Below are 24458 nucleotides of genomic sequence, written 5' to 3'. Positions count from 1 at the left end.
CCACCCTGTGCTCCAATCCGCCTTTTCGCTGCCTCATATTCACCATGGGAATGCCACTCTCCCTGCTTCGCATGCCCTCTCTGGACCTGGTGCGGGGTTTCGTCGCGGTGGGCCGGCGCATGAGCATCTCGCTCGCGGCGCATGACCTGTGCCTCACGCAGTCGGCGGTCAGCAAGCAGATCCACGCGCTCGAATCGCAGCTCGGCGTGGCGCTGCTGGTGCGCGGGCACCGCTCGATCTCGTTCACGCCCGAGGGCGAGCGGCTCTTTCGCAGCGCCGACGGCGCGGTGCAGCAACTGCAGGACGTGATGGGCGGCATCAGCCGGTCAGGCGAGCAGCGCCCCGTGACGCTGAGCGCGAGCATCGGCATGACCGGGCTGTGGCTGCTGCCGCGGCTGGGCAGGGTGCAGAAGCTGCATCCGGGCGTGGACGTGCGCGTGTCCTCCAACAACCGGCTGGCCGACCTGCGCAACGACGGCATCGACCTGGCCATCCGATACACCACGCCCGCGCTGGCGCCGGCCGGCGCGGTGCGGCTCTTCGGGGAGACGGTGGCACCGGTGGCGCATCCCTCGCTCGGGCTGCGCTCGCTCGATGGGCCCGGTGTGCTGTCCGGCCAGTGCCTTCTGGCCTTCGACGATCCACAGCACCCCTGGCTGCAGTGGAAGGACTGGCTCGCGTCGGTGGGCTGGGCCGACGCGAAGCCGCAGGCGGTGCTGCACTTCAACCAGTACGACCAGCTGATCCAGGCCGCACTGGCCGGGCAGGGCGTGGCGCTGGGGCGGCTGGAGCTGATCCAGCCGCTGCTCGACGACAGCAGGCTGGTGCGCATCGCGGCGCCCTCGCCGGCGCAGCCTTCGGGCCACGCCTACTGGCTGATCCAGGCCGAGGAGTCGCCGCGCGAGGACGTTCGCCATGTCGCCGAATGGCTGGTGGACGAGGCGCGAAGGTCGTCAGTCGGCTGAGGCCTGCGCCTTGCAGAACGCGATCGCCTCGTCGAGCCGGTCGTTGCCCCAGAACATCTCGTCGTCCACGAAGAAGGTGGGCGCGCCGAAGATGCCTTTCTCGGCCGCCGTCTCGGTCTGCCGCCGCAGCCGCAGCTTGTTGGCGTCCGACAGCGCCTCTTCGATGACGCGGTGCGCCGGCAGGCCAAGGGAGCCCAGCAGCTCGTGCATGGCCTGGGGCGAATCGATGTCGCGGTCCTCGGCGAAGTTCATCGACATGGTGCGGCGGCAGAACTCGCCCATCCACGGCTGCGAGGCGCCCACCAGCGCGATGCGAAGCGGCAGCACGGCAGAGCGCGGAAAGTGGCTCGGCCGCTGCCACGGCAGGCCGTACTTGCGGCACTGGCGGGCCATGTCCTTCCAGGTGTAGTCGCCCTTTTCCTTCTGCAGCACGAAGGGCGACGACTCCCAGCCGAAGGAGCGGAAGATCGGCCCCAGCAGGAAGGGCCGCCAGCGGACGGCGATGCCGTGCGCGGCGGCTTCGGCCTCGATGCGCATGGTGCTCAGGTAGCTGTAGTTGCTGCCGAAGTCGAACCAGAACTCGATGGCGGCGCTCATTCGAACACCACCAGGCAACGGGCCTCGATGCTCTCGCGCAGCGGCGCGTCGGCAGGCGTTTCGGGATGGTCGAAGGCAGCGTGCGGGGTGTAGCGCGAGACGCCGCCGAGCTGCGAGTCGTACTGCTTGAAGACCAGCGCCTCGTGCCGGTCCATCGCGGAGAAGTACGACCAGCGGTGCGTGGGCGAATGCGTCGCCAGGTAGATCTCGCCGGTGCGGCGCGGATAGCGCACCTCGGCGCTGACCAGGTCCTTCGCCATCACGGAGCGCGCGTCGCACACGGCCAGCGGCGTGTCGAGCACCGGCCCCTTGATCGAGCGCCAGACATTGACGATGCAGTAGCGCCGCACGGCCGCGGCTTCTTCGGGATCGGTCAGCACCAGTGCGAGCCTGCGGCGGCCGGATTCCTCGGTGTAGTCGTTGTGGATGCGGCCGTTGGCGGCGGCCCGGCCGTCGGTCGCGCGGCGGCCGAAGCTTAAAGCGGTGCGGTCGGCCTCGCGCCGGCGCACCAGGTGGTCGAACACGAAGGCGCGTGCGCCGCCGGTGACGGCCAGTGCCAGCTCGGCCACCTCGCGGTGGTAGACGGCGGTGACCTCCGCGTCGTCGAGGAAGTCGCGTACTGCCGTGGGCGCGTCGCGCAGCACGAAACCCTCGCGCTCGATGTCGGGCGGCGTGGCGGCGGTGCGCGCGTCGGCGATCGGCATGGGGCGCAGTTCGTAGCTGCCGCTTTCCCAAGGCGTGTCTGGCGGCGGCTGGAAGGTGTAGCTGAAGGGGCGCAGGGCGGAAGGCTGGAGGTAGTTCAGGCCTGCGGTGACGGTGCTCTGGGTGGTCATGCAATGGCTCCTTTGGATGGGTCCATTGGAGCGAGGCAGCGCCTTGGGCTCAAACGACTTTTTGGCGCCTTCGCATGAGCATCGGGAATGTGAAAGTCGGCTGTAAAGAAGAAAAACAGGGAAAGCGGCGTTCCTGTTGTAGGCTGCGAAATACTGTATGAAAATACAGTTAACAGTCATCACCATGGGCCTTCCTTTCCTCGATTCCTTTTCCGCTGCCGCGGGCCGTGGCGTCTGGCACGCCGACGAACTCGGCCTGGCCGACGCTCAGGTCGTCGCCACCGGCCATGCGGCGCTCGACGCCGAGCTGCCGGGCGGCGGCTGGCCGGTCGGTGCGATGACGGAACTGCTGCTGCCCGCGCCGGAGGCCCATGTCTGGCGGCTGCTGCTGCCGGCGCTGGCACAGGCGGTGGCCACCCGGGGCGGGCCGGTGGTGCTGATCGGCGCGCCCTACGAGCCCTGCGGCGCCTCGCTCGCGGCGCAGGGGCTGCCGGTGGAGGCGCTGATGTGGGTGCGCAGCGAGGCCCCGGCCGCGCGGCTGTGGGCCTGCGAACAGGCGCTGCGCTGCGCCGACGTGTCCGCCGTCGTGGCCTGGCTGCCGCAGGCGCGCGTGGGCGAGCTGCGTCGGCTGCAGCTGGCGGCCGCGCAGCACGAGGTGCTGCTCTTCGTGTGCCGGCCCGAGTCGGTGGCGCTGTCGGCATCGCCCGCGCGGCTGCGCATCCAGGCCGACCGCAGCGAAGCCGACGTGTCGCAGATCGAACTGCACATCCTCAAGCGCCGAGGCCCGCCGCTGGCCGCGCCGGTGATGCTGCCGGCGCGCAACGAGCGCATGACCGCGCTGCTGGCCGCCGCCCGGCTGCGGCGCAAGCTGCGCCTGCAGCAGCAGGGTGTGGCCCCTGCGGGCGAGCCGGCAGCCTCGGCCACGGTGGTGCGCATCGACGCATGGAAAGGAGGCCCGGATGCACTGGATCGCCTTGCGGTGGTTGCCTGAAGCCGGTACGACCGACACGCCCGAAGCCCTGGCGGCGATGCCCACGCCCGAGTCCCTGGGCTGGTGGGCCCTGAAGTACACGCCCCACGTCGCCTGGCTCGACGAAGCCCTGATGCTCGAAGTCTCCGCCTGCGAGCGCCTCTGGGGCGGGCGCATGACGCTGATGCGCCTGCTGCTGGCCGACAACCCCGTGCCCGACGCGCGCATGCTGGGCGCACAGGGCGCCACCAGCCTGATCGCACTGGCGCGGCTGCGCCTGTTCGCCCGCGACGAGAAACGGCCGAAGGAGATGCCCGCCGGCCTGCCGCTGGACACCTTGACCGCCGCCCATGAGCACCTCGACCTGCTCGCGCGCCTGGGTTGCCGCAGCTGGGGCGATGTGGCTGCGCTGCCGCGCGGCGGCCTCACGCGGCGCTTCGGCACCGGTCTTCGCGAGGCGCTCGACATCGCCTGGGGCCTGCGCCCCGAAAGCCATTCATGGCTCACGCTGCCCGACGTGTTCGAGCAGAAGCTGGAGCTGCCGGCGCTGGCCGAGACCGCGCCCGAACTCATGTGGTCGGCCAATCGGCTGCTGACCTCGCTGCAGTTCTGGCTGCGTGCCCGCCAGCGCGGCGCGCGTGCGCTGGAGTTGCAATGGACGCTCGACCTGCGGCGCCTCAACGGCGTGAACCTGCCTCCGCACGAGCAGCTCACCGTGCGCACGGCAGAACCCACGCAGGACATGGCGCACCTGCGCCGGCTGCTGTCCGAAAAGCTGGCCCTCGCCACGCTGGCCGCGCCTGCGAGCTGGATCAGGCTGCGCACGCTCGAAACCGATCCTTGGGCCGGCGCCAGCACCAGCTTCCTGCCGGAGGACAACCGCAAGGGCGACAGGCTGCACGAGATGGTCGAGCGGCTCAGCGTGCGGCTCGGGCCGCAGCAGGTGGTGGTGCCGTCGGCGCGGGCCGACCACCGGCCCGAGCGCAAGCAGGCATGGCGGCCTGCATTGCAGAAGGAGAAGGAAAAGGAGAGGCCGGCCGGCGACAAGAGCCGGAAGGAGGCTGCCGCAGCGGCCTCGCAGCCCGATGCCGTCTACCCGCCATGGCTGCTGTCCGAGCCGCTGCTGCTCGAGATGGACGGCGAGCGCCCGTGCTATCGCGGCCCGCTGAGCCGGCTGATCGGCCCGCAGCGTGTCGAAACCGGCTGGTGGGGCGACAAGGAAGAGGGCGGCCAGCCCGCGATGCGCGACTACTACGTCGCGGAAAGCCCCGAGGCGGGGCTGGTGTGGATCTTCCGCGAGCGGCCCGCCGCGCGCTTTTCTTCCGGCGAGGTCCGCTGGTACCTGCAGGGCTTCTATGCCTGAGCTGAGCGACAAGCAGGAGAGCAGGCGGCAGCCCGCCAAGGTGCATGCGCTGCCGGTGCCGCTGCGCAAGGCGCCTTCGCTCGAGTTGCCCGACTACGCGGAGTTGCACTGCCTGACCAACTTCAGCTTCCAGCGCGGCGCTTCGACGCCCGAGGACATGGTGGACCGGGCCTACCAGCTCGGCTACAAGGCGCTGGCCATCACCGACGAATGCTCCGTGGCCGGCATTGTGCGGGCGCATGTCTGCCTGCGCGGCATGGAGCACAAGCTCGACGAATACGAGCGCGAGAACCCCGACGAGCCGAAGATCCCGCGCAACCCGACCTTCCGCCTGCTGTTCGGCAGCGAGTTCCGCTTCGAGCGCTTCAGGCTCGTGGTGATCGCGGACGACACCGAGGGCTGGGGCAACCTCTGCGAGTTCATCACCGCCGCGCGCAACACCGAGCTGCCCAAGGGCGAGTACCGCGTGAGCTGGGAAGAAAGCGACGTGGCCTCGCTGCAGCATTGCCAGGTTCTTTTCGTGCCCGACCGCAACCCCGGCGGCGCGATGGACACCGCCACGCTGCACGAAGACCTGCTGGCCGCCAAGGCGCTGTACGGCGGGAACCTCTGGCTGGCGGTTGAACTGTTCAACGAACTCGACGACGACCTCTGGCTCGTCTCGCTGATGCAGGCGGGCGAGGACGCGGGCGTGCCGCTGGTGGCTGCCGGCGACGTGCACATGCATGCGCGCTCGTGCAAGCCGCTGCACGACATACTGACGGCGGTTCGCGAAGGCAGGACGGTGGCCGAGTGCGGCTTTGCCCTGCAGTCGAACGCCGAGCGGCACCTGCGCCCGCGCATGCGGCTGGCCGAGCTCTATCTGTCGCGGATGCTGGAGAACACGCTGGTGGTGATGGAGCGGTGCAGGTTCGATCCGGAGGTGATCCGGAAGAACTACGAGTACCCGCTGGAGACCGTGGGCAATGATGAGACACCTGCGCAGACGCTGGTGCGCAAGACGTGGGAGGGGGCGCTCGACAAGTACCCGCTCGAAAGATATGCCTCGGGCATTCCGGAAAGCGTCTGCAGGCAGGTCCGCAAGGAGCTCGACCTGATCCTGGAGCTCGAATACGAGATGTTCTTCCTGACGGTCGAGAACGTCGTGAGCTTCGCCAAGTCCCGGGGCATTCTTTGCCAGGGGCGCGGCTCCTCGGCCAACTCGGCGGTCTGTTTCTGCCTGGGCATCACCGCCATCAACCCGGACAAGGGCACGCTGTTGTTCGAGCGCTTCCTCAGCCGCCATCGGCGCGAGCCTCCCGACATCGACGTCGACTTCGAGCACCAGCGGCGCGAGGAGGTCATCCAGTACATCTACAAAAAATACGGCCGCGAGCGTGCCGCCATCGCCGCCGTCGTCATCTGCTACCGCTCCCGCAGCGCACTGCGCGACGTGGGCAAGGCCATCGGCATCGACGAGCGGCTGATCGACGAGTTCGCGAAAGACCACTACTGGTTCGACGACACCGTGCTGGGCGAGCAGCTGCAGCGGGCGTCGGAGCGGGCGGGCGTGCGGGAAGACGAGCTCAAGCTGGAACACTGGATCGAGATGACGCGGCGGCTCAAGGGCTTTCCGCGCCACCTGAGCCAGCACGTGGGCGGCTTCGTGCTCACGCACACCAGGCTCACGCGGCTGGTGCCGGTCGAGAAGGCGTCGATGAAGGACCGCTCCGTCATCCAGTGGGAGAAGGACGACCTCGAAGCCATGGGCATGCTCAAGGTCGACGTGCTCGCGCTCGGCATGCTCAGCGCGATCCGCCGCGGGCTGGAGCACATGAACCGCTGGCGCGGCTCGGCGCTGGAGATGCACCAGATTCCCAGCGACGATCCGAAGGTGTTCGACATGATCTGCGACGCCGACACCATCGGCGTGTTCCAGATCGAGAGCCGTGCGCAGATGTCGATGCTGCCGCGCCTGAAGCCGCGCAGCTACGAAGACCTGGTGATCGAGGTCGCCATCGTGCGGCCGGGGCCCATACAGGGCGGCATGGTGCATCCCTATCTCAAGCAACGCGAGCGCAAGAGGAAGGGGCTGGAGATACGCTACGAGAAGGACGAGCTGCGTCCCGCGCTGGAGCGCACGCTGGGCATCCCGATCTTCCAGGAGCAGGTGATGCAGATCGCGATGATCGCGGCGAAATTCACCGCCGACGAGGCCGACCAGCTGCGCCGCGCCATGGCCGCCTGGAAGCGCAAGGGCGGCCTCGACAAGTTCCACGACAAGCTCGTGAAAGGCATGGTCGACAACGAATACCCCAGGGCATTCGCCGAAGCCATCTTCAAGCAGGTCATGGGTTTCGGCGACTACGGCTTTCCCGAGAGCCATGCCGCCAGCTTCGCGCTGCTGGTGACGGTGAGCAGCTGGCTCAAGAACTACGAGCCGGCCTGCTTCCTGGCGGCACTGCTCGATTCGCAGCCGATGGGCTTCTACAGCCCCTCGCAGCTGGTGCAGGATGCCCGCCGCCATGGCGTGGAGGTGCGCCCGGTCGACGTCACGCGCAGCGATTTCTACACCACCCTCGAGGCCCGCGACCCCCATGCCCCACGCATGCCACCCGGCACCGACGAGCGCTATGCCGAACGCCTGGGCAACGAGAACCAGCCCGCGGTGCGGCTGGGCCTGAACCGCATCGCGAGCCTCAGCGAAGGCGGGGCGAAGCGTCTTCTCGCAGCCCGTGCGCAGGCACCCTTCACGAGCACCGAAGACCTCGCCCTGCGCGCCGAACTCGAAGGCAAGGACATGGCGGCGCTGGCCGCGGCCGATGCGCTGATGTCGCTCTCGGGCCATCGGCGCCAGCAGGTGTGGGACGCCACCGCGCAGCGACGAGCACCGGCCCTGCTGCGGGGTGTGCCGATCAACGAGCAGGCGCTGCTGCTGCCAGCTGCGTCCGAGGGCGAGGAGATCGTGGGCGACTACGCGGCGCTGCGGCTCACGCTGCGCCGTCATCCGCTCGCGCTGCTGCGCCCGAGACTTGCGCGCATGAAGCTGATGAGCGCAGCCGAGCTGCGTTCGCTCTCCAGCGGACAGACCGCGCGCGCCTGCGGCATCGTCAAGGGGCGGCAGCGCCCGCAGACGGCCAACGGCACCATCTTCGTCACGCTGGAGGACGAGACCGGCAATGTCAACGTGATCGTCTGGAGCCATGTCATCGAGGCCTGGCGCGAGCCGCTGCTCAAGTCGCACCTGCTCGCGGTGCAGGGTACCTGGCAGCGCGACGACGACAGCGGCGGCAAGGTGCAGCACCTGATCGCCACCGGCTTCAAGGACCTGACGCCGCTCATGGGCCGGCTCGCGCAGACCAACACCAGCCGGGACTTCCATTGACCCCGCGAACGCCCCGAATGCAACCGATCGTTTTGCGCCTCGCGCCTTCCGGGACTTTTCGCTAACCTGTTTCCTCCATGTCCGAATCCGCCGTTCTCGCACTCGCCGTCGCAGGCCCCATCGGGCCGCCGCCTCCCGCGCCCGACGTGCCCATTCCCGTGCCTCCGCCGCACCAGCCTCCGATGCCGCCGCCAGAGGGTGATCCGCCCCCTGCAGAGCCGCCCGTGACCGACCCGGGCTTTCCGCGTCCGGTCACGGAGCCCCCGCCTATGCAGCATGCAGAGACGGGCGTGCCCTTCGGCAAGCTTCATGCGCGTCGCCTGCGCGAGATCTACCGCTCGGCCGGCTGGCCGTGCTGCGACACCATCGAGGTCGAGCTGCTCGCGGGCGGCTATCTGGAGCGCGTTCGCACGGCGCATGGCCACGAGACGCTGCGCGTGACCGACGCCGGCATCGCACGCATCGCGACCACCCTCACCATCAACCGCGCCGCGCTGTCGCCGCACGAGGCGCTGGTGGAGCGCGTGGCGCGCGAGATGACGCGCGGCGGCCGCATCGCATGGCGCGGCCTGGGCCTTCGGGCCCGCCTTCCGCCTCTGGAAGAGGGCGGAAAGCCGCGCTGGTGCATGGCCCGGCCCGACGTGTTCTCGATCCGCAACACCAGCGTGGAGGCCTATGCCCATCCCATCGTGCACGAGGTGAAGGTGAGCCGCGCCGACCTGCTGGGCGACCTGCGCAAGCCCGACAAGCGCGCGGCGTACCTCGACCTGGGTGGCGAGTGCTGGTACGTGCTGGGCAACGACGCTAAGGGCCGCTGCATCGCGAAGCCCGAGGAGATACCCGCCGAATGCGGCGTGATGGTGCTGGAGGGAGAACGCCTGGTGGTGGCGCGCGCCGCGGTGCATCGCGCCTTCGAGCGCATTCCGTTCGCGGTGTGGCTGGCGCTGGCCAAGGCCCAGCCGATCCCGGGCTTCGAGGACGACGCGCAGGACATGCTGGTCTGACCGGCGCTGCACTTGCGGTGCCCCGGCGCGGCACCGTCAGGTGATGGCGTCGTAGCTCCGGTGCGCGATGGCGACCACGTCGTCGGGCAGGAACTGGGTCTGCATCTGGCGACGGCCCTCTTCGCGGTCTTCCGCGCTGGAGGTGCCGTCGAACATCCGGTCGCAGAACTCCAGCAGGCTTTTCACGATGCGCTCGTGGCGGTAGTAGGCGAGGGCCACCGCGTCGATGTCTTCCTTCTTCGCACCGTAGCCTTCTTGGAACAGCGCCTCTTCCCGCTGCTGGTTCCATGCGTGGCCGACACCACCGCCGATGAACATCAGGTCGCGCTCCTTCGGCGCGAGGATGAGCGCGTTCCAGCCGACGATGGCCAGGCGGTCGCCTTCTCCGTCGATATCGCCGACGAGCACGTTGCCCGCGTGGAGGTCGGCGTGACAGGGCACCAGCTCCGGCTGGCGCTCGAGCAGGATGGAGGCGAGCTGCTCGCTGCGGTAGACGATGTTGTCGATCTCTTCCGCGTGCTCTTCCCAGAAGGCGAGGAAACGCCTGGCGATGTCGTCGCCCTTCACGTCGTTGATGAACCGGCGCTGGTAGCGGCGCACGCCTTCGCGCCAGCGATGGTCGTAGCGTTCGCGGGGAAGCGCGGCCGAGAGTGATTCGGGCAGCTCGGTGCGATGGATGGAGCCCAGCGCCGCGCCGAGCTTGACCCACTGGCCGTCACTCAGCGGGCGTTCGAAGCCGTTGCGGCCATCGAAATAGGGGTAGAGCACCCAGTCGAAGCCGTCGCCTCGCACGCTCAGCTCGCGGCCTGTTGCGGGCAGCGGTGCCATCACCGCTTCGATGCCTTTCTCGTGATGCAGGAAGGCCGGTACCGCGACCACGCTCTGGTCAAGACCGTTGCGGTGCAGCTTGAGGAAGTAGGCGGCGCCGTCGTTCGCGTCGATGCGGAAGGCCGCGGAGTTCGCTTCGGCACCCAGCGGCAGGAATTCGGCGCGGATGTCGTGCAGTCCGTAGGCACCGGCAAGAAGTTGAGTGATGGCTTCTTGCGGCAGGTCGGGAGGTGTGAGCATCCGGGGACTGTAGCGCCGTCGGATGATGGGCGCGCCTCAGTGCAGCGGGTAGGCGCCCAATGGTTCGTGCCGGAAGGGGTAGGTGAAGTGCGACCGGACCAGGCGGAACTCGGTGGCTGTCCAGCGGATGGGTTTCAGCGAGCGGGGGGCTGCCGCCTGTCCGGAATTTCGTGCGATCGTGATGTGCGGCGTCCAGCCCCGTTCGCCGACCCGCAAAGCGAAGCCGGCTTGCACCAATGCGCGGCTGATGTCGTGCTGAAGGCGCCGCAGGCCTTCGTGCTCCGAAGGCTGGACCACCGAGACATCGTTGGCCCATGTGCAGGAGCTGTCGAGCGTGAGCTGCAGCGGCTGCATCGACACTGCGGCGAGCGCCGTGCGCAGGCACTGTTCGGCGTGGCCTTGCTGATCATCGAGGTACTGCAGCGTCAGGTGCATGCGCTCCACTGGTGGAAAGGAACAGCCCTTCGGCCACAACCAGTCCTTGCGGTGCGCTTCGATTTCAGCCTGCACCTGCGTGGTGGGGAAGAGTCCGACGAGAAGTCGATTGCGCTCGGCCATGGTGTGCTCCTTGGGGTGGTTTCAGGATTTCGGCGGCCACCAGCTTTCTGCCGTGGTCCGGATGACGCGCGCCGCCTGAGCGCGGATGTCGGTGGTGCCGTTTCGCCCGTCGTCGTGGTCCTTGTCGCGGGCCACCTTGAAGGGCCAGGTCGAGATCCGGCCTGTGCGGGTGCGGGATGGCTGCAACCGGTGCAGCCTGGAGAAGAAAAGAACCTGCGCGGTGGGCGCAGGCGGACTGGCGGTGGTCATGGGCGTCGCCTCGATGTTGTTCTTGGAGACGACGAATTCTAGAGAAATACTGTATGCATGTACAGTATTTCGGGCGGCCGCAAACCCTTGAGAAAAAGGTCTTCAAGGCTGCGCCAGCGTACCCAGAAGTGCCTCGAGGTCGACTGCCGCCGCCATCGCCCTGTAACCGGCATCGCCCGGATGCAGGTGGTCGCCGGAGTCCATCGACGCCTTGAGCCGCGAGGGGTTGGCCGGGTCTCGCAGCAGGGCGTCGAAGTCGACCACGGCATCGAAGGCGCCGCCTTCGCGGATCCAGCGGTTCACGGCCTGGCGCACCTTGTCCTTGGCGGGCGAATGGTGGCCTTCGAGCGGCGTGCCTTCCAGCGCCCGTTCGTTCGGCGGGATGGTGCCGGCCATGATGCGGACGTTGTGGGCGCGGGCCATCTCCGCGAACTGCCTCAGGCCCTGGATGACGGTCTCGGCGCGCATGGCGGGCTCGTCGGGCGCAAAGGGGCCGCCGGGCCAGCCGATGTCGTTGGTGCCCAGCAGGACGATCATGGCGCGCACGCCCGGCTGCGCGAACACGTCGCGGCCCGCGCGCTCCAGGGCCGAGCGGCCCATGCCGTCCTTCAGCAGGCGGCCGCCGGAGATGCCGGCGTTGAGCACCCCAACGTTCCGCGCTGCCAGCCGCTCGGCCAGGGCGTCGGGCCAGCGGGTATTGGCGCCGGGCGTGGAGCCGTTGCCATCGGTGATCGAGTCGCCAAGCGCGACGACGGTGGCCGGCGGCCGAGGCGTCTCGACGACCAGTCCGCTGAAGTAGACGCGGGTGCTCCATTGCGTGGCTGCCGCGGGCAGCCGTGCCGCGCCGGTCAGGTCGCCGTCGGCGACGTAGGCCGTCTGGCGCGCGTCGAAGTGGAAGCCCGAGGGCTGGCTGGGCCGCGGCAGGTAGAGCGACACGGCAAGCTCGGCGAGTGCGGGCGGGGCGATGTCCACCGGGTCGCTCACGAGGCGCGCACCGGGCGGCACGGTCACGTCGGCGTGCCCGCCGAAACGCAGCGGCCGGTCCGTGCCCTCGACGATGGCCGAGCCCTCGCCGTGGCGCGCTACGTGCGCGGCGCCGATGTACAGCGGCGCAGTGCCGCCTTCGTTGCTGATCACGACACGCAGCCGCGATCCGCCGATGCTCAGTCGCGCGACCTGCCGCACGGTCTGGCCGTTGAACTGGAAGGGCAGGCCGGTGGGCAGCACGAAATCGCCGCCCCAGACGGGCTGGGTGCTGGCCATCCAGCTGGGGCTCCAGTAGGTGGCGGCAGCGGGTTCGGCGGCCGGTGCTGCGGCCGAGCCGATCAATGCGAGTGCGAAGGCGCCATGGCGCAGGGCCGAGGCGAGAGCGGATGTGGGCATGGAGTTTTCCGGATGAAAGTTGAAGCGAGGCCACCACTTTCATTCATGCTCATCCAGATGGGTAGAAGGCAGAATGGCATCCACGCCATTCCATATCCGAATACATCATGGACACCCTGCGCGCTCTTGAAGCCTTCGTGCACAGCGTCGAACTGGGCAGCCTCTCGGGCGCGGCCCGCGCGCTCGGCACCACGCAGCCGACCGTCAGCAAGCTGGTCGCGGGGCTGGAGCGCTCGCTGGGTGTGCGCCTGCTGCGCCGCACCGCCGCGGGCCTGAGCCTGACCGAGGAGGGCCAGCGCTTCCATGAGCGTTCCCGGCGCGTGCTCGAGGATTACGGCGACGCGGTGGCCGACGCGCGCCAAGGCGTCCAGCAGCCGCGCGGCCTGCTGCGCGTGAGTGCGCCGGTGACCCTGGGGCAGCGGCACCTCAACGCGATGGCGCTGGAGTTCCTGGGCCTGTACCCCGACATCGAACTGGAGCTGGTGCTCGACGACCGCTTCATCGATCCGCTGGAAGGCCGCATCGACGTCTCTCTGCGCGTCGGCGGCACCTTGCCGCCCGACTTGGTCGCGCGCCGGCTGGGCTCATGGCCGCGCGTGCTGGTCGCTTCGCCCGAGTACGTGACGGCTCGCGGCAAGCCGCGAAAACCGCAGGACCTGCTGTCGCACGACTACCTGCGCTATGCCCCGGGCGATGACGGCGTGCTGCTCGACGGCCCCGAAGGCCCGGTCGCGGTGCCCGTGCACAGCCGCTACCGGGTGAACAACGCGGTGGTGATGCTCGATGCCGTGCTGGGCGGCGCCGGCATCTCGCTGCAGCCGACCTGGATGGTGGCCGACCTGCTCGCGCAGGGCCGGCTGGTGCGCGTGCTCGGCCGCCATACCGGTCCTGCGCAGGAGATGCACCTGCTGTATGCGGCGCGGCGCCACCAGCCACAGCGGGTGCGGGTGCTGGTGGACTTTCTCGCCGAAAGGGTGGCGAAGCTGCCGGGGGCGTCGGCAGCCTGAGCTTGCCGAATTCCGATCAGTTCAGCGGCAAGCGCAGGTAGGTGCCGCGCAGCGCCTCCTGGCCGACGCTCGGCTTGCTCCAGTCGCAAACGCCGTTCGGGAAGATGGTCTGCAGCCGTGCCAGATCGGCGCCCGCGATGGTCACGGAATAGTCCGCCGCATTGACCGGCTTCAGCTGGCACTTGAGAACGTCGTTCACCAGCGGCGAGCCGGCCACCATGCGCGGCGTGCTGAAGCGCGGGTAGACCTTGTTGCAGGCGGCGGCCGGATCGCTCGAGGCAGCCTCGTCGATGCGCTTGCCGGCGGCGTCCCAGCAGGCGTCGTTGGCGCCCGCGGGCTTGTTGCGCACCACCTTGTCGGTCGATGGCGCGGACGTGTCGGCGGCCATGTTGTCCAGCCACTTGTTGATGAGGTCGAGCGAGGCCGACATGTAGTCGACTCCTGACTTCGAGCCCAGCGTCCAGATTATCTGGTTGTCGCTGCGGCCGTTGGCACGCTGCAGCCTTGCGCGGATGATCAGGTCCTGCATCGTGTCGTGGATGTCGCCCACCGAATCGGCGTTGCCGCGCTGCGTGACGATCGGGATGTTCGCCAGCCCCGGCCCCTTGAGGCTGTTCTTGAAGCCGCCCGAGTAGGTGGCCTTCAGCGCGTCGAGGTCGGCCTCGGAGCGCGCGGCCTGCGTGTTGCCGTCGCCGTCGTAGCCGCCGACCTTCTCGTTGAGGTCGAGGAACTCCTTCACCGAGATCGCGCCGCTGTTGAGCGCAGCCAGGCCGTACTGGACGCCGGTGTTGTCGATGGGGCGCCGGGCCTCCTGCGTGCCTGCGCGCTTGCCCAGCAGGTTCACGTTGGTCTGGAACAGATCGCAGCGGATGCCGTTGGGGTTGGTCGCGCGGTTGAACACGTTCGACGCGTTGGCCGGCTCCAGGAAGCCGCAGCCCGGTGCGTTGTCGGACTTGATGATGCTCGCGAACGAGAGGTCCCAGGCCAAGCAGGTGTTGGTGTTGAAGCCGTTCACCGCGTTCTGCTTGGCCGTCGTCCAGGTGGCTGTGTCGAGCTTGTAGACGTTGTTGAGCAACCGGCACTCCATCACCTCGGGCATCAGCGTCTCGGGGAACGAAACGATCGGCTGGATGCCGTCGAGCAGGCCCGGGTAGAGCTGTGCGATCAGGTATTGCTGGATGGCGCCGCCCGAGCCGCCGAAGCCGACGGTCCACTTGGGCACGGCGCCGAACTCCTCGATCACGTGCTCCTTCAGCATCATCAGCGTCTCGCCCTGCAGGTGCGGGTTGGCGTGCTGGTTGTTCCAGAGCTCGGTCGAGTTCATGAAGGCGAAGCCGCGCGAGAGCTGGATGTGGCCCGCGTCTCCGAGGATCGACTCGATGGGGTGCACGCCCTGGTTGTACTGGGCGGAGCCACAGCAGTCGAAGTACACGACCAGCTTCCTGTTCCATCCGGGGCCCGGCTTCCAGGTTGCAGGAGCGTTCTTGGCGGGGTTGTCGAGCACCGCGAGCCGGTACACGCCGCGGTTGATGGTGCCGGACTCCACGCGCACGATGTAGGGCACGGTGTTGCCATCGTTGGTGGTCGTGGTCGCGAGGTCGGCAGGGCGCGTGCCCGTCGGGTCCGAAAGCGGTTTGAAAGCATTGGAGGTGCTGCGGTAGTACCAGACCACCTGCGTCGCAGCCGAACAGTCGGCATCGAGCGGCGCGCCCAGGCCGTTCTGCACCGTGCGGCATTCATAGGGCGAGATGTGCGGGCCCGAAAGGATCGGGCCTGTGATCGGGTAGTTGACCAGCTTGACCTCGGTGCGCTGCGCACTGTTGTCGGCATTGCTCACCACCAGCGAATTGGTGCTGCCGGTGCTGCTAGACGCATCGGTCGTGAGCCCGGTGACGAGGCCGCGCAGCACGCGGGCCGTGCTGTCTGCCACCGGCACCTGCGCGCTCACGTCCTTGCCGTTGAGGCTCACGCGCACCTTGTCGAGCGCGACGCCCACGGGTGCCGTGATCTCGAGCAGCGTGTCGCCACCGCTGATCATGTCGGGCGCCGACGAGAGCGTCTTCACCTGGAAGGCCGCTGGCGTCGGCGTCGAAGGCGGCGGGCTGGCGCCGGGAATGAACGAGAAACCGGGGCCGCTGTCGGAGCCTCCCCCGCATGCGGCGACCAGCAGTGCGCCGGCCATCGCGACGAGCCCGGCCGCAACGGCACGGGAGGGGCGAGGCCACGGAAAAACCCGCTTGCGCGGGCGGCGGGGTGTAGCGAACATGAACGTCTCCTGTGTTGTATGTCCTTGAAAGAATACGAATGGACGTTCCGGGCCGCGGTCGTTGCGACGACAGATGACGCGCGAATTGCTACAGGTAATCCCTGATCCCCACGATCCCGCCGGCGAGCCTGCCGCCCTGCAGGCGATGGAGGAGATGGTGCGGCGCTCCAGGTGGGCGTCGGCTCTTTCGCACGCCGATCTGGAACATGTGCTCGGCAGCATGCAGGAGCGGCAGTTCGCGCGCGGCGGCTGCATCGCGCGTGCGGGGGAACTGGTCGAGCACTGGATGGCGCTGATCGACGGCTTCGCCAAGATGTCGGTGGCCTCGGAAGACGGGCGGGTGTCGACGCTGACCGGCGTTTCGGCTGGCGTGTGGTTCGGCGAAGGCTCGCTCTTCAAGCACGAGGCCCGCCGCTACGACGTGTTCGCGCTGCGGCCCGCCCGCGTGGCACTCATGCCGCGCCGGACCTTCGAATGGCTGCGTGGCACCAGCGTGCCTTTCAACCACTACTTGCAGGACCTGCTCAACGCACGCCTCAGCCTCTTCATCGGAGCGCTGGAGCACGAACGCCTGCTCGACACCGACGCGCGCGTCGCGAACTGCCTGGCGAGCCTGTTCAATCCTGAGCTCTATCCCCATGCGCCTCGGTTCCTCGAAGTGGGGCAGATCGAGATCGGACTGCTCGCGAACGTGTCGAGGCAGCGCGTGAACGTCGCGCTGCAGCGCTTCCAGGCGCTGGGGCTCATCCGGCTCGAAAAGCGCGGGCTGACCGTGCTGGACCCCGCAGGCCTGCGCGGCTACAGGGCAACGTGCAACTGTGCGCTCGCCGAAGAGGGCGGGCGCCACGGCTCAGGTGCTGCGTAGCTGGCGCGTGCCGACGGGCGTCTCCGGGCCCGTGCGCACGTTGCGCTCGATGAACTCCCGCGCAATCGCCTCGACGTTCGCCGGCGGCGGTGTGTTGAAGGACATGCGGTACTTCAGCAGCTTGCCGTTGCGCACCGCAAGGTAGGTGAACGAGTCGTAGGCCTTGCCGTCGCGCGCATGCACGAGGCGGAACGAGACACTGCGAAAAGTCAGCCCTTCGATGCGGACGTCCCTCGTCGGGCCGATCCGCGCGCTTGCATACACGCCCTGCGCTGCGGCGCGCCGCACCTCGGCGATGGTGCTTCGGAAGTGATCGTCGAACTGCGGATCGCCGACGCCCGGCTGCCAACTGCGGTTCATGTCGTAGACATAGACGTCGATCCAGCCCAGGCTGCTCTCGAATCGATGGCTGTTGCCCAGTCCGGCGTTCAGCGCTTCGTACGACTTGGAGTTGATGTAGCGCCACTGCACCCCGGTCGGCTGGGCCGGCGCCGACTCGGTCGCGGCATCCGTGGCTGAAGGCGTCGTACCCGGAGCGCTGGCACATGCGCACAGGAGCGCGGAGAGGAACAGAGCGAACAGCAGCCTCATGAACTGGCTCCGAAGAAGGTGAAGCCGGATGCTACGTGATCGGAGGCTGGACGAAGGCGTACTAGCGCGAGGCTTCGTGTGCGGTTGCCACCTTGCGTGGGCAATGCTCAGGGAGCATGGACTGGAGCGGGTGAAGGGAATCGAACCCTCGTATGAAGCTTGGGAAGCTGCCGTTCTACCATTGAACTACACCCGCATTTCATAACCCGTTGATTTCTAACGAGTTATCGACCTAAGTGCCTGATTCTACAGAGGAAAGAAGTCTTTTCGACTTCGACCGTGTTCCAAAACTCACCCGGTCACACCCCTGTCCACTTGACACCTTGGCGTAGATTTCGGCGTTAGTTTTTTGATAGAAACTGCACCCGAAACCACCCGCCGTCCGCATGCCTGCGAGCGACGACAGCCGGGAGTATAGGGGCATGTTGTTCGACGTTCGCTGTCAAGCAGCTCAAGCCTGGCGAGCATCTCGTCGTGGAGGGTTGCGAGGGGCTGCGCCTCGTCCCGTCCGCCTCGAGGGATGGCATGGACCTACCGCTACAAGCAGCCGGGAACGGGACGGATGAAGCAGACCTGGATCGGGCCGTATCTGATCGTCGCTCGGGACGTCAATGATGCATTTGCTGGCGGCCCGTATTTCCAGTCCTTTACTGTGGAACTGCGACTGGAAGACTGGGTGTATAGCTACTCGGAACTTGGTCCCTCCGGTCCCGACATTGCCAGCGCGCCAATAGATCGCTTCCACATGAGGACGCTTCGGGCCAACGAGATCAGGCCGCTCGATTTGACGGCTGACCTTCAGCGGCTCTCTGACTTCCTGAATCTCCGAGATCACGGGTTCCATTTCTACCACCTACCCAACGGCTGAACGCGCTCATTCGAAATCGACCTCAGCCTCCTCGTAGTTGCCTTCATCATCGAACCGGATCACCACCGTCGAGGCACCGTAGAAGGCCTGAGTCGCATCGCGGCACTCAAGATATCCGCCGTCGGGAAAGCTGATGCAAAGTACCTGCGGCTCCATCGCCGCGGCGGCGGAGTCCACCTCACTTGCATAGCGGCGACGATCTTCTTCACTCGCCTCTGATCCCGCTGCTTCTGCTATCTCATCCGCAGCCTGTCGTCTGAGTTGTGCTTCGTTCTTCAACACCTTGGGCAGCAGCGCCTTGGCGTAGGCGATTGATTCGATCTGGCGTTCGCGGGAATGAGCTTCCTCGTCGAGGTCGATGAGCAGGCGGACGTGGTGCGTACCGACCTGAATGTCGCCCACCCATTCGGAAGTCTCCCAGGAAAGACTGCCGAGGACCGGGTCGAGGTTTTCGGCGAGAAGTTCTTCTGCGTGCGCCATATTCAAGTGCTCGTCTGATTGCTGATTGGGGCGGCGGCTCGTTGCCTGTGTCTTCTGGCGGGACGGTGCCACCCGGGTTGCTCGACCGGTTCGCGCTGCATGAATCCCTCACCCAAAAACATGCCGGTTCGATGGCGGCCCCGGGAAGCAGAAAGCCCGCAGGACGCGGGCCGTTCCTCACACCGTCGGGGCTCAATACTGCAGGGCGTAACCCAGCAACCACTCCATCGTGCCTTGGCCTTCGCAGTCGGCTTGGTTGGAGGCGAAGTGGTGTGTCCTGCTGGCGTCGTAGCAGCGGTACAGGGGGTAGTGTTCGGCTGCGGTGATTGGAAGTCGGAGAAGCCATCGCCGCTGTCGCCACTGAGTGTGGAAATGGGAGTGGTCGCGCCTCCCATGCTCCAGGGTTCGAGGCCCGTCGCATAGTTGCTTGTCGCGTTGGCGGAGAAGCCGCGTCGTTCGTTGTTGGACAGCTTGACTTGGCTGAATGTCGTGTCGAGATCGCTGGCGGCCGGCCCCCGGATTGGTGCCGCGATCAGTGTCCGCTACTTTCTCGGCCAGTCCAGCGGTTGCGGGGTGCTGAACTCAAGCACAGGAGAGCCGTTCTGGTAGGCATTGAACTGCACCAGTATCTTCTGCGCCTTTTTGGCCGAGGCAATGAACTTCGCAGCTCCCTGGAGAAAGATGGTCTGGCTGCTGTGGTCGGACGGACCGTTTCCGCTAAATCTGACCGGAGGAGCGTCGTCGAACTTGACGGTGACCTTGCAGTCGTAGCTGCTGCAAAGCATCTGCCCCTTGTCAATTGAGATCAGGACATCGAGACCGTATTGTGGGTGCTGACGAACAGTTATGTAGCCTCTGTTTGTTCCCTTGTACGGGAAGTCGAAATTGAGGCTGTTGTCAGATACCGTTTGAGCCTCCGCCGACTTCTTTCCCGTCATCTTGTCGGTGGAAGCTTCATAGTTCCAGCCCACGGCGTGCGCCATCGAGCATGCGGCTGCCAACAAGGCGATGCCGAGTCTTTTCATTCCCTCACTCCTTTGGTTCGAGCCCATATCCTAACCTTTGGTTACGGACCACTCGTGGGCGAGAACCCTGCTATTTCGGTTGAGGTGGGAAGAACCGCTCAATGTCCGCAATGGTCTGCTCGATGAGCGCCGTGCCCTCCGGATGCTCGCCCAGATCCAACAGCAGGTTGGCCAGATTCTTTCGAAGAGTCGGCCGCTGCTGAGCGGCGATCTGGGCCAGGTACTCCACCAGCGCTCGCACTGACGGCTCGGCATCAGCTCCGACGAGCTTGAGCGGCGCTCGCTCGGTCTTCGGCCCCTTGCCAGTCTCCAGCCATTCCGGCGAGACACGCAGGCGCCCTGGCGATGGACACGAGTTCCCGCGGGCGTTGCCTCAGGCCGGACTCGATGTTGCCGATGGCGCTCTGCTTCACACCAGCCTCGTCTGCCAGCCGAACCTGGCTCCAGCCAATCTCGCATCTCTGCTCTCCGATGCGACTGCCGATGGACATCGTCGCTACCGCTTCGCTTTCCTGAGTCCGCGTGGCATCGCGAGCATCGCGGCCTGCTGCGAGCGTGATCATGTTCAGGCCGGCCTCCAAGGTCTCCGGACCGTCACCCGACGGGCCGCGGCTACACTCCACACGTCGAAATGGCAGGCTTGGTCTGGGTAGGCCCAAGCCCTTTCCTTCTCTTCAAAGGAAAGCTCTGGCCGCGCACGCAGTGCGTGACCCCCGACAGTCCCGCGCCGCCGTGCGCTTTGCGGGCCTGTCCAGTGCCATCGACGGTGAGTGGCTCGTTCAGGTCCTTGTTGACGGAGCCATTCCATGACCATCCAGCATCCCTCCAAACCCATCGTTCTCATTCACCTGGCCGCCAGCGTACAGGGCCGTGCCGTCGTGCGCGCCGCGCTGGCTCGGGGGTTCCGAGTGCGAGCTCTGGTGCGTGACCGCGCCCGAGCCGACGCGTTGCCATCGGGCCCAGTCGAATGGGTCGAAGCCGACCTCGACGATTCAGAGGCCTTGCGCGCCGCCAGTGCCGGAGTGGGCCATGCCGTGCTGCAGGTGCCGACCGGCCCTGCCGACACGATGGCCGCCCAGGCGGCCCGTGCCGCCACCGCGCTGGTCGATGCTGGCCTGCGTTCCATCGTGCTCAAGCTGGCCAGTGCGAGCAGGCCCACTCAGTGCGCCGAACCGAGTTTCGTCGGCAACGCCCGCGTCGAAGATGCCGTGCGGCGAGCCGGTCTGGCCTGCGTCACGGTCCGGCCCACGATGTACCTGGACAACCTGCTCAAACCGTCGGCACGCCGGGAGATCGTCGAAGACGGAGTTTTCTCACCGCCGATCGCAGCCTCTCAGCGCATTGCCTGGACATCTGTCGATGACTGCGCCCGTGCAGCGGTTGAGTTGTTGGAGTGCAGCGCCACGGGCGACTACCGCATCGCGGGGCCGCAGAGTCTTGATGGCGATGAGCTTGCGGCCTGTATCTCCGCAGGTCTTGGCCGACCCGTCGCCTACCGCGCACAGGCCATTGACGTGTTCGAACGTGAGGTCGATGCCACCATGGGCGCGGGGATGGGGAAGCGCATTGGCTCGAAGTTTCGATATTTCGAGGCCCACCCTGAAGAGGCGGACTCGATCCTGTCCCGGCCTTACACGCCTCAAAGTGGCTTGGAAGAATTCAAACCCACCGACGTGCAGACATGGATACGTGTGCACCAGCGGGACTTTCTTTGCGATGGCGAGCCCCAATAACCAATTGCCGCGGTGATGACTGCGCCGTCAGCGCACAAGCAGGTTCAGGCAGGCGGCAATACTGAAAGCCAGAAGCGCAGGCTTGATGCGGCGGTCCGTGAGCGTGATCGATACAGGTCCCGCGATTGACGACGCAGCGCCCGCGGCGGAAGAAGAGCCAGCCGAGGCCTGATTCTTGGCGTAGGTTTTCAGTGAAACTGCGGTGTTTCACTGGCGGGCGTGCTCTTACCATCGAACTACACCCGCATCTGACAAGCCGCCGATCGAAAGCCTGCCGTCGACGACAACCTGGAGCACAGATGCATGTCGTTCGAGGCTCGCGCTGCCGTGCGGGCCATTCGACCCCAAACGCCCACCGAGCATGAACCCCAAGTCCGCAAAAATCGCCCTTCAAGCTTTCTTCGTCCTCTCCACGGGCTCGGCCTTCGCTGGCAGCATCACATGCACTCCTGCTCCTGCCGGCGCAGGCCCGGCCTCCTGGATCCGCCGGATCGCCATCGACGACCACTCGCGCACGGTCAACATGGACGTGGTGCGTCACAGGACGAAGGAAGCGGACACCATGGGCAAGATCAGGGCGGACCTGCTCGGCATCGAGGAGACCCCGGGCGGGGAGCCTGCCTACGTGTTCAACGCAATTGCCGCTGACGGCGCCGAAGTCACGCATCTCTTCAGGCTGCACAAGGCCGGCGAATGGCGGCTGGCGAGTGCGGGTGTCGTGTTCGTCGGCAAGGTGCCGACGTTGCGGACGATCGAGCCCGGCAAGGTCTTCGACTGCAAGCGCTCAGAGCTCGGATAAGCGCTTCTGCGCTCGCCCTCTAAATATTTTTCGAACGCTGCCTCTTTGGTGGGCACCGTGTTGCAGGCCAAGCCCAGCAACGCTTCCGAGCGATGCACACACAGTTTTCCACAGCATTGTCCCCATCGGAACGGGAAAACCCGTCATCGGCTTGTGCTAGGCGATCTGGGTGGGATCGGATGCTGGAAAAGGTAGGTGCAGGGTAGGCGGGCGCCGACAGACTGCGCTGCCCTCGGGGAGGAACATGCAATTCACCGCATCCCTGCGGAAAGGAGCGTGAAATGACGTTCGACTTCCTGTTTCGACCGAATCACACCGCGTACCTGCGGCGCGCGGCAGCCCTCCTGGAAGAGGCGCAGATGGCGCGCATCGAGCACCAGGCTGCGGCGGAGCACCACAGTGCGCTTGCCCGGATGTACGCCGAACGCGTCCGGCGTCTTGAGAACGAGCTCTATCGCCAGCCTCAGGGCGCGGCGCGTGGGGCAGGGCCTTCGGCTGAAGCTGGTGGCTCCCCGGACGAGCGGCCCCAGCTGTATTCGCTGGACGGGAGCCGGAAGCCCGGCCTGAGCTCGGCGATCTGAGCACTGCGGGCCGGCGCGGGCAAGCCAGGCACCCGGCATGGTCGGGGCGTTGGTCGCGTGCGCCTGTCACGCATACCCGCACGGGCAAAAAAATACCCGCCGGAGCGGGTTGCGAGTGCCCCTCGGGGGCATGCTCTAAGTACTGACAGAGAGCTCTTCTTTTATGCGGCCCTGTTGCGTGACAGCATCGGTATCGTCGTTGCCGGCCTTGACAGGCCGTGTCAGCCGGGAGCAGGCAGTCGCCGTAGGACACTCCTCAGACCGTGAACTAGTTGGCAGTTTTGCGGGGTTGCCCAGCCCTCGAATGCCCATCAGCCGGACTAGTCGCTCCGAAGTGTCGGTCCCGTCCGACAAGGCTGCGGCACATGAAGCCCTAGATTTTGTGGGCTCGCTTGAAGTGCGAGTTCTCTGTGCGTGACAGCACTGAAGAGGTTCAGCCCAGCCTTCGCGCTGGGTTTTTTTTGCGCGGCGCCTTCGTTTTCCCTTCTCCTTTCAGAAAAGTTCGAAGCGGAAGGTGGTCGTCTGCGGCTGGCTCAGCAGCGGGGTCGCGACCTCGCTCGCATGCTCCCAGGCCTCGCGCCAGATGCGGGCATGGGTGATCTGGGTTTCGCTCATCGAATCGATGCCGAATTCGAGCAGGTTCTGCCATGCCCGGTGGCATTTCAGGAGGCGCGAAGAGGGCCCGATGCGCTCTTCGAGCAACCGCAGGAACGTGAAGCGCACCTCCATCAGGTCGCGAATGGTGAGGTTGGCGCCCTCCAGACGGACGGTGTAGAGCTGCTCGCGGTTGGCTGTGTGATCGAACATCGGACGCGCATGCAACAAGGCCGCGAGCGGATTTGCCGGGAGCGCATGCGACCGCGCTTGTCCGAAGGTCTCAGGCCTTGCCTCTGTCTGGATAGAAGGGGGCCGGAAATATTAGCCAAGCGCCTGTTGAGCGAAATGGAATCGGCGTTCCGGTTTGTCGCCATGCGCGACCCCCGCGCGGCAGTCAGCGCAGGAACACGTGCTCCATGAACTGCCTGATCGGATACTGGATCACGGTCTGCACCTTCGCCGGCAGTTCCAGCGGCCGCATCAGCATCTTGAGCGTGGTGCCCGGACTCAGGTGGGTGCGGATGGTGCCGTTCATGTCGGCGCTCAGCCGCTGCACGTAGGCGATGTCGTCGGCGCGCTCCGGCGAACGCGTCCTGACCACATGGCGGATCGCGCAGTCGGCGTCCTCGCTCTTGAGTTCGAGCGTGCGCCGGCCGATGGTGCCCAGCACGCGCAGGCGGCCCAGCTTCTCTTCTTCTCGGTAGCGCCGGTAGTAGCGGTAGAAGTGCTTGTAGTGGTTGACTTCGTCGGTGGCGATGCGGGTCGCAAGGTCCTGCAGGACCGGCTCGTCGGTGCTGCGGGCCATGGCCCGGTAGTAGGTGGCGGTGCCGGTCTCGACCACGCAGCGGGCGGTCATCTCGAGGCCCCGGGTGGGGGCGAGCAGCTCGACCTTGCAGTAGGTCGCGTACTCCTCCAGGAAGTTGCGGTAGGCGGTGTCCCAGTCGAATTCCGGCCACACGTGGCGCACGTAGGCGCGAAGGGCCTTGCCGTGCTGCAGTTCCTCGAGTTCCCAGTGCTGGGAGAGCCAGTCGGTGACCTCCTGGTCGCCCTTGAAGAAGTCGACCAGGTTGTGCGTGTACAGGTCGGAGCCGCTCTCGATGAAGGAGGCGGAGGTCACCAGGTAGAAGAGGTTCTCGTCCGGGCGTACCTTGTCGAGCGCGATGCGCGAGAAATCCAGGTCTTCGATCGTCCAGTGCCTCTCGGCATCTTGGCTTGCCATGCGAACTCCTTGATCTTTTTGTCCGTACAAGTACGGATGGCGCAGACCGTCGTTGGTTCTCGTTTTTTGCGCC

General features: G+C 66.6%; 25 protein-coding genes and 1 tRNA gene. 11 read left to right on the top strand and 15 right to left on the bottom strand.

What is annotated here, in order from left to right; translation table 11 throughout:
* Positions 1–50 precede the first annotated feature (50 nt).
* On the top strand, positions 51–965 hold the full coding sequence (locus ACTJLF_RS04230) for a LysR substrate-binding domain-containing protein (protein WP_440882556.1): 915 nt from the start codon (positions 51–53) through the stop codon (positions 963–965).
* Here ACTJLF_RS04230 and ACTJLF_RS04225 read toward each other — a convergent pair.
* The gene (locus ACTJLF_RS04225; protein WP_440882555.1) at positions 954–1562 is read right to left on the bottom strand and encodes a 2-hydroxychromene-2-carboxylate isomerase; all 609 of its coding nucleotides are present in this window, start codon (positions 1560–1562) and stop codon (positions 954–956) included. The two genes, ACTJLF_RS04230 and ACTJLF_RS04225, sit on opposite strands and share 12 nt — an antisense overlap.
* The gene (locus tag ACTJLF_RS04220; RefSeq protein ID WP_126182170.1) at positions 1559–2395 is read right to left on the bottom strand and encodes a CmcJ/NvfI family oxidoreductase; all 837 of its coding nucleotides are present in this window, start codon (positions 2393–2395) and stop codon (positions 1559–1561) included. Before ACTJLF_RS04220 ends, ACTJLF_RS04225 begins: the two co-directional genes overlap by 4 nt.
* A gap of 184 nt (positions 2396–2579) precedes the next feature.
* Here ACTJLF_RS04220 and imuA point away from each other — a divergent pair, with 184 nt between their 5' ends.
* The 4 genes from imuA (at position 2580) to ACTJLF_RS04200 (ending at position 9096) form a co-directional block, all read left to right on the top strand.
* Positions 2580–3386, top strand: coding sequence for a translesion DNA synthesis-associated protein ImuA (imuA, locus tag ACTJLF_RS04215; protein WP_126182169.1), 807 nt, complete (start codon positions 2580–2582; stop codon positions 3384–3386).
* A complete protein-coding gene (locus ACTJLF_RS04210; RefSeq protein WP_440882554.1) occupies positions 3355–4728 on the top strand; it encodes a Y-family DNA polymerase in 1374 nt (457 codons plus the stop codon). Before imuA ends, ACTJLF_RS04210 begins: the two co-directional genes overlap by 32 nt.
* Entirely contained in the window at positions 4721–8092 is a 3372-nt protein-coding gene (locus tag ACTJLF_RS04205; RefSeq protein WP_440882553.1) for an error-prone DNA polymerase, read from the top strand. The genes ACTJLF_RS04210 and ACTJLF_RS04205 overlap by 8 nt, the downstream gene beginning before the upstream one ends.
* A 77-nt stretch (positions 8093–8169) precedes the next feature.
* Positions 8170–9096 carry a hypothetical protein gene (locus tag ACTJLF_RS04200; RefSeq protein WP_145758694.1) on the top strand — a complete coding sequence of 309 codons (927 nt, stop codon included), beginning with the start codon at positions 8170–8172 and terminating at the stop codon, positions 9094–9096.
* A gap of 36 nt (positions 9097–9132) precedes the next feature.
* Here the strand turns inward: ACTJLF_RS04200 and ACTJLF_RS04195 are convergent, their stop codons facing one another.
* From ACTJLF_RS04195 to ACTJLF_RS04180, 4 genes are all read right to left on the bottom strand, one after another.
* Positions 9133–10164 (bottom strand): phosphotransferase enzyme family protein, encoded by a 1032-nt coding sequence (locus ACTJLF_RS04195; RefSeq protein ID WP_440882552.1) that lies wholly within the window; start codon positions 10162–10164, stop codon positions 9133–9135.
* A gap of 36 nt (positions 10165–10200) precedes the next feature.
* Entirely contained in the window at positions 10201–10722 is a 522-nt protein-coding gene (locus ACTJLF_RS04190; RefSeq protein WP_440882551.1) for a 2'-5' RNA ligase family protein, read from the bottom strand.
* Between the two features lie 21 nt (positions 10723–10743).
* Positions 10744–10971, bottom strand: a complete 228-nt coding sequence (locus ACTJLF_RS04185; protein ID WP_440882550.1) for a hypothetical protein — start codon at positions 10969–10971, stop codon at positions 10744–10746.
* A 102-nt stretch (positions 10972–11073) separates the two neighbouring features.
* Positions 11074–12354, bottom strand: coding sequence for an SGNH/GDSL hydrolase family protein (locus ACTJLF_RS04180; RefSeq protein WP_440882549.1), 1281 nt, complete (start codon positions 12352–12354; stop codon positions 11074–11076).
* A 107-nt stretch (positions 12355–12461) separates the two neighbouring features.
* On the opposite strand from ACTJLF_RS04180, the gene ACTJLF_RS04175 reads away from it, so the two are divergent.
* A complete protein-coding gene (locus ACTJLF_RS04175; protein WP_440882548.1) occupies positions 12462–13361 on the top strand; it encodes a LysR substrate-binding domain-containing protein in 900 nt (299 codons plus the stop codon).
* A gap of 16 nt (positions 13362–13377) precedes the next feature.
* Here the strand turns inward: ACTJLF_RS04175 and ACTJLF_RS04170 are convergent, their stop codons facing one another.
* Complete coding sequence (locus ACTJLF_RS04170; RefSeq protein WP_440882547.1) at positions 13378–15627, bottom strand: DUF6351 family protein; 2250 nt, start codon at positions 15625–15627, stop codon at positions 13378–13380.
* A 73-nt stretch (positions 15628–15700) separates the two neighbouring features.
* On the opposite strand from ACTJLF_RS04170, the gene ACTJLF_RS04165 reads away from it, so the two are divergent.
* On the top strand, positions 15701–16492 hold the full coding sequence (locus ACTJLF_RS04165; protein ID WP_019652100.1) for a Crp/Fnr family transcriptional regulator: 792 nt from the start codon (positions 15701–15703) through the stop codon (positions 16490–16492).
* Here ACTJLF_RS04165 and ACTJLF_RS04160 read toward each other — a convergent pair.
* Together ACTJLF_RS04160 and ACTJLF_RS04155 are read right to left on the bottom strand one after the other, a co-directional pair.
* Entirely contained in the window at positions 16478–17083 is a 606-nt protein-coding gene (locus tag ACTJLF_RS04160) for a hypothetical protein (RefSeq protein ID WP_440882546.1), read from the bottom strand. The genes ACTJLF_RS04165 and ACTJLF_RS04160 overlap by 15 nt on opposite strands.
* 122 nt (positions 17084–17205) lie before the next feature.
* Positions 17206–17279 (bottom strand) — tRNA-Gly (locus ACTJLF_RS04155).
* A gap of 366 nt (positions 17280–17645) precedes the next feature.
* Here ACTJLF_RS04155 and ACTJLF_RS04150 point away from each other — a divergent pair.
* Complete coding sequence (locus tag ACTJLF_RS04150; RefSeq protein WP_440882545.1) at positions 17646–17951, top strand: hypothetical protein; 306 nt, start codon at positions 17646–17648, stop codon at positions 17949–17951.
* Positions 17952–17957: 6 nt separating this feature from the next.
* Here ACTJLF_RS04150 and ACTJLF_RS04145 read toward each other — a convergent pair whose 3' ends face one another.
* The 4 genes from ACTJLF_RS04145 to ACTJLF_RS04130 form a co-directional block, all read right to left on the bottom strand.
* The gene (locus ACTJLF_RS04145; protein WP_440882544.1) at positions 17958–18431 is read right to left on the bottom strand and encodes a hypothetical protein; all 474 of its coding nucleotides are present in this window, start codon (positions 18429–18431) and stop codon (positions 17958–17960) included.
* Between the two features lie 542 nt (positions 18432–18973).
* On the bottom strand, positions 18974–19456 hold the full coding sequence (locus tag ACTJLF_RS04140) for a hypothetical protein (protein WP_126182139.1): 483 nt from the start codon (positions 19454–19456) through the stop codon (positions 18974–18976).
* A 70-nt stretch (positions 19457–19526) separates the two neighbouring features.
* Positions 19527–19697 (bottom strand): hypothetical protein, encoded by a 171-nt coding sequence (locus tag ACTJLF_RS04135; RefSeq protein ID WP_440882543.1) that lies wholly within the window; start codon positions 19695–19697, stop codon positions 19527–19529.
* Positions 19698–19710: 13 nt separating this feature from the next.
* Positions 19711–19947, bottom strand: coding sequence for a helix-turn-helix domain-containing protein (locus tag ACTJLF_RS04130; RefSeq protein WP_440882584.1), 237 nt, complete (start codon positions 19945–19947; stop codon positions 19711–19713).
* A gap of 315 nt (positions 19948–20262) precedes the next feature.
* Here ACTJLF_RS04130 and ACTJLF_RS04125 point away from each other — a divergent pair, with 315 nt between their 5' ends.
* The 3 genes from ACTJLF_RS04125 (at position 20263) to ACTJLF_RS04115 (ending at position 22569) form a co-directional block, all read left to right on the top strand.
* Positions 20263–21189 (top strand): SDR family oxidoreductase, encoded by a 927-nt coding sequence (locus ACTJLF_RS04125; protein ID WP_440882542.1) that lies wholly within the window; start codon positions 20263–20265, stop codon positions 21187–21189.
* 361 nt (positions 21190–21550) lie between these two features.
* A complete protein-coding gene (locus tag ACTJLF_RS04120; protein ID WP_440882541.1) occupies positions 21551–21988 on the top strand; it encodes a hypothetical protein in 438 nt (145 codons plus the stop codon).
* Between the two features lie 281 nt (positions 21989–22269).
* Positions 22270–22569, top strand: a complete 300-nt coding sequence (locus ACTJLF_RS04115; protein WP_440882540.1) for a hypothetical protein — start codon at positions 22270–22272, stop codon at positions 22567–22569.
* A 492-nt stretch (positions 22570–23061) separates the two neighbouring features.
* Here ACTJLF_RS04115 and ACTJLF_RS04110 read toward each other — a convergent pair whose 3' ends face one another.
* Both ACTJLF_RS04110 and ACTJLF_RS04105 read right to left on the bottom strand, forming a co-directional pair.
* Entirely contained in the window at positions 23062–23376 is a 315-nt protein-coding gene (locus ACTJLF_RS04110) for a hypothetical protein (RefSeq protein WP_019652110.1), read from the bottom strand.
* A 184-nt stretch (positions 23377–23560) separates the two neighbouring features.
* Positions 23561–24385 carry a ferritin-like domain-containing protein gene (locus ACTJLF_RS04105; protein ID WP_019652111.1) on the bottom strand — a complete coding sequence of 275 codons (825 nt, stop codon included), beginning with the start codon at positions 24383–24385 and terminating at the stop codon, positions 23561–23563.
* Between the last annotated feature and the right edge of the window lie 73 nt (positions 24386–24458).

This window comes from Variovorax sp. 22077 (assembly GCF_052044195.1).
GTDB lineage: Bacteria > Pseudomonadota > Gammaproteobacteria > Burkholderiales > Burkholderiaceae_C > Variovorax > Variovorax atrisoli.
The sequence above is the reverse complement of the archived record's forward strand: the minus strand, read 5'-3'. Positions and strand labels throughout refer to the sequence as shown.